This is a genomic window from Blautia sp. An81 (assembly GCF_002161285.1).
In the GTDB taxonomy this organism is placed as follows: domain Bacteria; phylum Bacillota; class Clostridia; order Lachnospirales; family Lachnospiraceae; genus Blautia; species Blautia ornithocaccae.
In genome coordinates this window covers 125,857-131,856 of record NZ_NFHH01000011.1, presented here as the reverse complement: position 1 = coordinate 131,856, position 6,000 = coordinate 125,857, and the positions used below count along the sequence as shown (strand labels likewise).

The window sequence follows — 6,000 nt, the reverse complement described above, 5'->3', positions numbered from 1 at the left end:
GATTTGGTCTTTTGCTACTGCCATAAATAAACTCCTTTTCGATAAGAATTGTCATATCTGTAATTCTTACCAAAAAGGAGCCATTTTTTACCAAAGCCACAAAGTTTTTTACACTACCTCTCCTGCTTTTCTTATGCATCCATTCAGGATTCTACATACGGTTCCGAACAGCTCTGCCTATATATAAATACTATCCCGATATTCTTTAGGTGTTTTTCCAACAGCTGTTTTGAACAGTCTTGTAAAGTAATTTACATCTGAGATTCCACAGTATTGGGCAATGGCCTGGATTTGCAGCTGGGTGGAATTCAGAAGGAAGATGGCATATTCGATTCTTTTCCCATTTACATATTCGGTCAATGTTTTTCCTGTTTCCTTTTTAAAGAGAGTGGAGAGATAGCTGGCATTGACTCCCAGAGCCTTTGCCTGGACTTTCAGACTGAGATCTGCAGTCAGATCCAAGTCGATCTGTGTCAGGACTTTTCTGACTAATAGGGAGTAGTCTTTCATAGAATGGTTGGTTACCAGCAGACAGTATTTCCGAACCATTTCTCTGGATAAAGTGTTCATTCCAGATTCAGAGGTAATCTGCTCTATTCTGTGGGCAAATTCAGAAGAGAGTTTATCAATATGTATGGGATGCACGTCAGCACTTTCAGCTGCCTTCCGCAAAAGTGTGTTCAGGATGATCATATAGTTTTTTACATTTCTCAACCGATCCGGTATCCGGTGTTCTATTCCCTGGATATTAAAGCCGTTTACGAAAGCTTCTGCTTTGTGAGTCTGTCCCCTTGCAACCGCCTGGATCAGGCTGTTTTCTTCATTATATCGTTCTTCCAGTATTTTCATGAGCTGCTGTGGCTCTTCGTATTCTTCATCATACTGGGCATAACCCTCAGCGCTAAAATCAATAGTAATCCTGCTGTTTTCATCCTGGAGGCGGAAGTTGTCAATACTTCCCCAGATTCTCTCTCCAAATACATTCAGCATAGAAAGAAGTACGCTTTCATCATAAATCCGGGGAAGCCCTATTAAAAATTGCTGCAGACGATGGTAATGTTCTTCAGGAAGAGAAATATACTCTGCGGTTTCCAAAACCATTTTCTGGGAAATTCCTGTAAGCACATAAGGACCGATGAGCATGAATTGCGGCTCATCTGTATCTGGAAGACGGAAGAAGAGATACCGGTACATACATATGGAATTAATCCGGTATATTACATTATCTTTATATTTATCCGCCCTTTCCCAGAAATCTTTCATATAGTCATCGCAGCAGGTGTAGAGCCGGTATATTCCGGCGGATGGCTCTGGAAGTGTTTTCATGTCCGGTGTAATGATTACATAGGCAAGATGAAAATTTTTCAGCAGCTTTTTGAAGAATTCTAACTCAGCTTGATAAGTCATTTCAGGTCATCTCCTTTCTCAAGGTACTCTTGTACACGGAGGGTATGAATGAACAAGGAACTTTTTTCTATTATCATATAATTTTTACAAAATTTCAAGAATGGATAAAAAATATGCGGAAATCTCTAAAAATTTTCCTCACTGTAGCAAGGAAAATGCTTTATACTTTTCATTAAAGAGAACAGCAGGAGCTGAGACAGCTAAAATAGAATGCTGTTTGTAAAATAGGATCAGGAGGTAATATAGAATGCTTAACTATTCAATGCTGTATCCCCGCGAAACGGTGTCACGTCGGGTTGTTTCAATGGACGGTATGTGGAAATTCTGCCTGGATGAGAAATCTGCCGGAGAGAATGAAAAATGGCAGGAAGGCATTCCGGGAAAAGAAATGATCCCGGTACCAGCCAGCTTCCAGGATTTCTATACAGAGAAAGATATCAGAGAATATGCAGGAGATTTCTGGTATGAAAAGGATATGTTTGTTCCTGGAGAGTGGAGCGGTAAACAGGTCCTTCTCCGCTTTGGAGCTGCAACTCACAGAGCCGTTGTATTTGTTAACGGAACCAAGGTTGCTGAGCATGAAGGAGGATTTCTGCCATTCTGTGCAGATGTAACAGAGGTTGTCCGCTATAATGCTTACAATAAAGTAGTTGTAAAGGTTAACAACGAACTTACCGTTACAAATATCCCCTGCGGACAGACTGTTACACTTCCTACAGGAAAGAAAATGTGCAAGCCATATTTTGACTTTTTCAACTATTCAGGTCTGCAGAGATCTGTCTGGCTGACAGCACTGCCAAAGGAATCTGTATTTGACATTGAGACGGTTAATGAACTTTGCGGTTCAGATGCCAAGGTGTCTTACACAGTGAAAACAACAGGTGATCATCCTGTAACTGTTGAACTTCTTGATGAAGAAGGACAGAAAGTTGCCAGCTGTGAAGGAAAAGAAGGAGTTCTGGAAGTAAAGAATGCCCGTCTGTGGAAAGTAAGAGATGCTTATCTGTATCAGATGGTAGTCCGCATCATGGATGAAGATGAGATTCTGGATGAGTATACCCAGGAAATCGGAATCCGTACAGTAGAAGTAAAAGGAACAAGCATTCTTCTGAATGGAGAGCCGGTATATTTAAGAGGATTCGGTAAACATGAAGACAGCGATATTGTAGGCCGGGGATTCAACATCGGTGTAATGAAGAGAGATTTTGAGCTGATGAAATGGATCGGAGCTAACTCCTTCCGTACTTCTCATTATCCATACAGCGAAGAAATCTATCAGATGGCAGATAGAGAAGGTTTCCTTATCATTGATGAAGTTCCAGCTGTAGGTCTGTTCGAAAGCCTTATGAACTTTATGGAGGCAAGTACCGGAAAGGCAACTGCTTTCTTTGAGAAAGAGACTACTCCGGTACTGCTTCAGGCCCATCTGCGTGCTGTAGAGGAGATGATCACAAGAGATAAAAATCATCCTTCCGTTGTCGCATGGAGTCTTTTAAATGAGCCTGAGACAACAAGTGATGCGGCTGTTCCGTACTTTAAAGAAGTATTTGACAGAGCCCGGGAACTGGATCCTCAGAAGCGTCCCCGTACTTTTGCACTGGTAATGAATTCCACACCAGACAAATGTAAGTGCTATAACTTCAGCGATATTATTGCATTAAACCGCTACTTTGGATGGTATGTAAGCGGCGGATATGACATTTCCACTGCAGAAGTGCTGTTCCGTAAAGAAATGGATGCATGGAAAGCTCTGAATTTGAATAAACCCTTTATTTTCACAGAGTACGGTGCAGATACCCTTGGCTCAGAACATAAGCTGCCTTCTGTTATGTGGAGCCAGGAATACCAGGCTGAGTATCTGAAAATGAATAATGAAGTCTTTGATTCCTATGATTTTATCAAAGGCGAGCAGATCTGGAACTTTGCTGATTTCCAGACAACAGAGGGAATTATGCGTGTCAACGGCAATAAGAAAGGTGTGTTCACACGTCAGCGCCAGCCAAAGGATATTGCCTACAAATTAAAAGAGCGTTGGGAAAGCCTTCCACTGGGCTATAAGAACTAAAATATCAGAAGATATATTTCTTATGGAGTGCTTTCATATTTTGAATATGGAATTATGATGAATGACGGAAATCCGGCAGGAGATTCTCCTTAAAAAGAGAAGCCCTGCCGGATTTTTTATAATAACAGACAGTTGGCAGACATAGTCTATTGTCTATGTCTGCCAACCGTCACTTACTCATACTTTTTCCCAACAACATAGAGGGGAATAAAAACACTTCCCAGGAAGATGAACAGGATAATAAACTGCCCTGCAAATACCATATCTGCAGAAGAAAAGGTTGAAGCAATGAAATAGAGAATAAAATAAACCAAGGGACACAGGATCATAAGGGCCAGCATTCCCAGGCGGGAAACACGGACTATGTAAGGCCAGTTCCGGTTATTAAAATGAAGCCCCGGCATATTTATCCGAAATATACCGTCACTGTAGAAATTTAATTTATTTTCATCGTAAAAAGAAGGAATTTTTTCTTTGGCAAATATCCAGAAATAGATGCCAAACAGAATACTTAAACCTTCCAGGCCAAAAACAGAGCTATAGCGGGAAAGAAAATCAGTGTCTTTTGTAAGAAGAACCAGTCCCAAGATTTCCAGAAGACCGGCCAGGATCCCCGCTCCGCAAAGGATACAATGCTTAACTTTCTGCCGGGTATTTTTCTTCTGGATTTCTTCAGAATAGGTCAAAGCCTTTTTTACCATGTCTTCTACTGGAACAGCAGTAATCTGGGTCCCCTCTATCCGGCGGGCCTCTAACAGTTCTGTTACCGTAACTTCCATAATATCTGCCAAAGGAACCAGGAGAGAGATGTCAGGAAGACTTTTTCCGGTTTCCCTTAGTTAAAAATATTACTCTTGTTGATTACTCAACTTTTCCAATAAATCGGTAATATATCTCAATTTCCTGTATTCTTTCGTTATCCTCATTCGTTGTTGCTTCATGTATGAGGATTTTTTCTATCATGGCATTTAATAATGGTGCTGTCAGTTCCTTTGGTACGGAATATTCCTTGATTAACTCAATCCACTTTTCAGCACCTATCATATCCTGTTCCATTTTACTTAGTTCTTCTCTTAGGCTTGTTATCTGCTGTTCCAGTTCTATCTGTTCTTTTTGGTACTTGCTGGACAACATCACAAAATTTCGCTCTGTTATCTTCTCACAGGCTCTATCTTCATACATTTTCGCAAATAAACGGTCAATCTCATTTTGTCTGTTCTCGGCTTTCTTCAATGTACTTGCCTTTTTCTTCTTTTCCCGTATTCTCTCTGCATTGCCAGCTTTCTGTATCTTGTTCAATACCTTTTCTTCGTCCTGCTGTACTGCCTTAGCCCAATACTGCAAGCGTTCCAATACGGCTTGATACAGCACATCATAACGAATGTAGTGCATAGAACAATTACCTTTGCCAAACTGCCCGTAGTAACTGCAAGCATAATAACTGTAAGGCGTTTTATTTGTCTTATTCGTTCCAAATCTCATAGACCAACCACAATCCGCACACTTGACAAGCCCTGCAAAAATCGGCGTTGCCTTTTCCTTTGTCTGTCTGCGTCTTGATTTTATCTGCTCCTGCACACGATAGAACACTTCCTTGTCAATAATCGGCTCGTGAGTGTTTTCTACTCGAAACCATTCACTTTCGGGCTTACGCACTTTCTTTTTGCTCTTGAACGATACCGTAGACTGCATATTGTGAACACTGTTTCCGATATAAACCTCACTTTTCAATATCGCCTTGACATGAGCAATCGTCCACTCATAACGCTTACTTTCGGGTTTTCCCTCAAAGATATGTGCAAAAGTACCGTATCTTGTAAAATTTAGCCATGACGCTGTCGGAACTTTTTCTGCTCTTAACTGCTTTGTGATTTTTGCACTTCCGTAACCTTGATAGGCTAGGGAAAAGATTTTTTCAATAATCCATTTTGTTTCATCATCAACCAACAGTTTTCCTTTGATGTCAGGGTGTTTCTTATATCCTAACGGAGCATAAGCACCGTAATGAGCCCCCTCCGCAAACTTTGTCTTAAATGCTGATTTGACTTTACGGCTTGTATCTCTTGCCACCCATTCATTGATGATGTTCTTAAATGGTGCAATCTCACTTTCGCCTTTTTCGCTGTCTACACCGTCATCAATCGCTATGTAGCGGACATTATGACTAGGGAAATACAATTCTGTATATTGTCCTGTCATAATATAATTTCTGCCAAGACGGGAAAGGTCTTTCGTTACAACACAGTTGATTTTTCCTGCCTCTATATCCTCAATCATTCTTTGAAAACTCGGTCTGTCAAAATTTGTTCCCGACCAGCCGTCATCAATATATTCATCAATGACATTCAAATGATGTTCTTTTGCATATAAACGCAACATACTTCTCTGTGTGGTAATGCTGGAACTTTCGCCCTGTAATTCATCATCTCGGCTTAACCTAAGATAAAGTGCAGTATTGTAAATCTGTTGTTTCATTGTCAGTTATCCTCCTTTATAACTAACCCGTGTTTACAATACCTGCTTGCAAG

4 protein-coding genes are annotated in these 6,000 nt (G+C 40.6%); 1 reads left to right on the top strand and 3 read right to left on the bottom strand.

The genetic code is table 11. From position 1 onward, the window contains the following. Window positions 1–177 precede the first annotated feature (177 nt). Window positions 178–1,407, bottom strand: a complete 1,230-nt coding sequence (locus B5G33_RS11345; protein WP_087417721.1) for a helix-turn-helix domain-containing protein — start codon at window positions 1,405–1,407, stop codon at window positions 178–180. A 247-nt stretch (window positions 1,408–1,654) separates the two neighbouring features. Between B5G33_RS11345 and uidA the strand changes: the two genes are divergently transcribed. Further along, window positions 1,655–3,472 carry a beta-glucuronidase gene (gene uidA / locus B5G33_RS11340; protein WP_087417720.1) on the top strand — a complete coding sequence of 606 codons (1,818 nt, stop codon included), beginning with the start codon at window positions 1,655–1,657 and terminating at the stop codon, window positions 3,470–3,472. Window positions 3,473–3,645: 173 nt separating this feature from the next. Here uidA and B5G33_RS11335 read toward each other — a convergent pair whose 3' ends face one another. After that, window positions 3,646–4,263, bottom strand: coding sequence for a hypothetical protein (locus tag B5G33_RS11335; RefSeq protein ID WP_204247379.1), 618 nt, complete (start codon window positions 4,261–4,263; stop codon window positions 3,646–3,648). A gap of 70 nt (window positions 4,264–4,333) precedes the next feature. Then, window positions 4,334–5,947, bottom strand: coding sequence for a recombinase family protein (locus tag B5G33_RS11330; protein WP_002323152.1), 1,614 nt, complete (start codon window positions 5,945–5,947; stop codon window positions 4,334–4,336). Window positions 5,948–6,000: the final 53 nt, after the last annotated feature.

Excerpts from the sequence above, each read along its gene's own strand:
- uidA (WP_087417720.1), top strand. The coding sequence starts at position 1,655 with ATGCTTAACTATTCAATGCTGTATCCCCGCGAAACGGTGTCACGTCGG.
- B5G33_RS11345 (WP_087417721.1), bottom strand. The coding sequence starts at position 1,407 with ATGACTTATCAAGCTGAGTTAGAATTCTTCAAAAAGCTGCTGAAAAAT.
- B5G33_RS11330 (WP_002323152.1), bottom strand. The coding sequence starts at position 5,947 with ATGAAACAACAGATTTACAATACTGCACTTTATCTTAGGTTAAGCCGA.